The following is a 3,061-nucleotide window of genomic DNA, read 5'->3' as shown; positions in this document are numbered from 1 at the left end:
CCTAAATTTCCCGCCTGTTATGTGATTCCGCCACCAGATAAGCTTGTCTTATACTTGCTCCTGGAAATGCCAGTGAACTTCCAGGAGCCTTTTTTGTCCAATCGCAGCCATAATAGGCAAGGAAAAGGGGGTCACTTTCACTAAGCCAACTATGGGAAGCATACGTTGAAGGGGTTATCCGTCGTGAGGCAGCTCTAAGAGGCGGTGAAGTAAAGGTAGCTCGCTTGAGCGAAACCACTATTCCTATACCTTGGTTCGACCCCATACATCGTTCCCTTGGCCACCTAGCCCCAGATATCATTGTGCGTCGTGGACGTTCCATTCACATAGTAGACGCCAAATACAAATTCCACTTAGCCGAACTCGATCGCGCCGGTTGGCACCGTTTTACAGAAGAAGCACGCGCCGCCCATCGGGCAGATGTTCATCAGGTATTAGCCTATGCCGCCCTTTACGATGCTGAAGAGATCACAGCAACATTGGTTTATCCCTTGCGCCGTGAGACATGGAATACACTTGTGGAACAACAGCGCGACCGGGCCTATTTCAGAGTTGGTCCATGGAAGCAGACGGATTTTGCTAGAATTGCGAGGACTGCCCTTTGGGAAGAAACCATAATAAGAAGGAGCACACCAAATACAGGAAAACGCTGCCCTGGAAAAGCTATCTCTCCAGGGCAGCGTTTGTTTGCGGCTAATAAAAGTTCCATCAATTCTCCGTACTAAAAAGTTCACCTTGTATAAGCCGAGCATTTGTCCTCTGCAATTACCACTAATATCTGCCTTTTCAATTACCACGTTTAAACTTCATGTTACCACGCGTTAACCATAGCCAAGCCCATATAGTTTCTCCATATATATGCACAAAACCTTCAATGTACCCATGTGCTCAGATCATGCCAAACATGTGCATCCCAATAATTATAATAACGCTGTCGGCTAAAGCATGGGCAATCCAGGAGTTTACAAAGTTATGATGTCTGGCATCCATCCAACTAAAGAGAAGGCCCACAACGATGAGACCAAAGAGAGCTAACAAGAAAATGGGTGGAGAAAACCAATTCCTAAAAATGGCAACGTGATAGATTGCAAACAAACAAGAGGAGAGCAAGTAAGCCGTCTTTGGCCTTCCGGACTCAAGGAGAGTAAGAAAAATAAAGCCTCGAAAGAAGAATTCCTCAATAAAAGAATTGCCTAAGGTAATGTAGAGCCCTACGAAAAGGAAATTGGCCGGATTTATTTTTAACTTATTCTCCAGTTCCACCGCAATCCGGGGTAACTCAATCTGAGGTCCGACCAAAAAGTAGGCCAGCAAGAGAACCAACGCAAAGACAACTCCAAAAATCAAGCCGGGCCAAACTGAAGTATGTCTCCAATTCTTGAAGTTGAGGATCTCTGCCTTCTCCTTCTTGACAAAACGCTCGTAAATAATCGGGACCGAGATAAGAAGCAGCAGCTTAAATGCTGTTTTAAGTAGATAGCTTACACCAATTCCTTGCTCGATCCAGTAAAGCAACGCACAGGAGAGAGTTGATGCAGCAATTATAAACACCGCTGTACTTTACCTTCTTTCTAACAGATACAATCGACTTTTATTTTAGCACATAGTTGCAGACAAATTGCTTAGACAGTTTGCGTAAGGCTCTTCCCGTGGTCCTGCCGGCAACCCTCCTGACCACCCGTTTGCCCATCTTTTTCGGACTGCCGCTGGAAATCTCATGAACCACTTCTTCCAACCATTCATAGATGACAAGACTGGGCTTGATGTCCTCGGTATTGTAGGCAAGCATCTTATCTAAGATCGAGTACGCTTCTTCTTCTCTGGCGCCGGCGGAAAACCTCCGGGAGGGTGATTGGGTATTCATTCATTTCTTCTGTAGAGTATACCGCACCTGACTTGATCGCGGTGGAATTGCTTGGAGACACTTCCCTAGGTCTTTCGGATTTCCTTGAAGAGCTTGCAGCCTGCTTTGTTTTCCCTTTTATCTTAGTCGGTCCCTGGATAGGGAGCCTGTTCGTTATCAAGTAGATAAGGATAGGATTTGGTTTTGTGGATAGACCAGACGGTGGCAAAATCCCAATTCCTAAACGTGGATTGTTTTTTCAGGTTGGCAGACGATTGTTTTATCAAAGCTTCATCACTTATAGAACTGTAATACTCTTGGGTCCCAATGGCTTGTGCGCTAGCGGTTTCAAGGTAGTAGCAGTCGGTTACACTGGCGTAGTGGATCATGCCTGTGCCTGGATCTTTCCAGCCTTTATTTAGACCCACCAGACCGCCGGTGCTCTCGTCGCCGCTGACGGTGCCGATGGAGTAACAGTTGGTGACAGTACTGCTCCAGTTATAACCCGCTAAGCCGCCGGTGTTAAGTCCGCCAGCTACGTCCCCGGTGGCGTAGCTATTTTCGATTCTAGCATCGATGCCGCTGTTTAAGCCCACCAGGCCGCCAGTCTCATTTTCACCGCTGACAGTGCCGGCAGAGTAGCTGGTGGAGATGGAACCAAAGTTTGAACCCACCAGGCCGCCGGTTTGCAGGCTGTTGCCGGTAACAACACCCGTTGAATAGCTGTTGGCGATGGATCTGCAGTTAAAACCCACCAGACCGCCAGTGCTCTGTCCGCCGGTGACGCACCGGTGCAGAAGCTGTCGGCTATGGAGCCTTCGTTTGCGCCCACTAGACCGCCGGTGCCCTCTCTGCCAGCCACAGTGCCGCTAAAATAGCTGCCAGTAATAGAGCCGTCGCTTGAGCCCACCAGACCCCCGGTGCCCTTTATGCCAATGACGCTGCCAGTGGAGTAACAGTCTGTAATTTGGGTGTCGCCACCGCTGTCCAGACCCACCAGCCCGCCGGTGTTCCGTTCGCCGGTGACGGTACCAGCAAAGTAGCTGTCGGTGACAACGCAGTGGTTTGCACCCACTAAGCCGCCGGTGCTAAGTTTGCCGTTAACGTCGCCAGTGAAGAGACTATTGGTGATGGTGCCCCAATTCCGGCCCACGAGGCCGCCGGTTCTTATTGCGCCGGTAACAGTGCCGGTGGAATAGCAGTCTGAGATGGTGCCCT

General features: G+C 49.2%; 4 protein-coding genes and 1 pseudogene. 1 reads left to right on the top strand and 4 read right to left on the bottom strand.

What is annotated here, in order from left to right; genetic code table 11:
• The first annotated feature begins 140 nt into the window (after positions 1-140).
• A pseudogene (locus GX016_02730) lies at positions 141-725 on the top strand (hypothetical protein).
• Positions 726-888: 163 nt separating this feature from the next.
• Here the strand turns inward: GX016_02730 and GX016_02725 are convergent.
• The 4 genes from GX016_02725 to GX016_02710 all read right to left on the bottom strand — a co-directional run.
• Positions 889-1,551: a CPBP family intramembrane metalloprotease gene (locus GX016_02725; GenBank protein HHT70479.1), complete on the bottom strand. Its 663-nt coding sequence runs from the start codon at positions 1,549-1,551 to the stop codon at positions 889-891.
• Between the two features lie 40 nt (positions 1,552-1,591).
• On the bottom strand, positions 1,592-1,864 hold the full coding sequence (locus tag GX016_02720) for a hypothetical protein (GenBank protein HHT70478.1): 273 nt from the start codon (positions 1,862-1,864) through the stop codon (positions 1,592-1,594).
• 122 nt (positions 1,865-1,986) lie between these two features.
• Complete coding sequence (locus GX016_02715) at positions 1,987-2,439, bottom strand: hypothetical protein (protein ID HHT70477.1); 453 nt, start codon at positions 2,437-2,439, stop codon at positions 1,987-1,989.
• Positions 2,430-3,061, bottom strand: a 632-nt coding sequence (locus GX016_02710) for a hypothetical protein (protein HHT70476.1), incomplete at its 5' end; no start/stop codon positions are given. The genes GX016_02715 and GX016_02710, both read right to left, overlap by 10 nt.

Source organism: Bacillota bacterium (assembly GCA_012837285.1).
Lineage (GTDB): Bacteria > Bacillota > DTU030 > DUMP01 > DUMP01 > DUNI01.
The sequence above is the reverse complement of the archived record's forward strand: the minus strand, read 5'-3'. Positions and strand labels throughout refer to the sequence as shown.

Excerpts from the sequence above, each read along its gene's own strand:
- GX016_02720 (HHT70478.1), bottom strand. The coding sequence starts at position 1,864 with ATGAATACCCAATCACCCTCCCGGAGGTTTTCCGCCGGCGCCAGAGAA.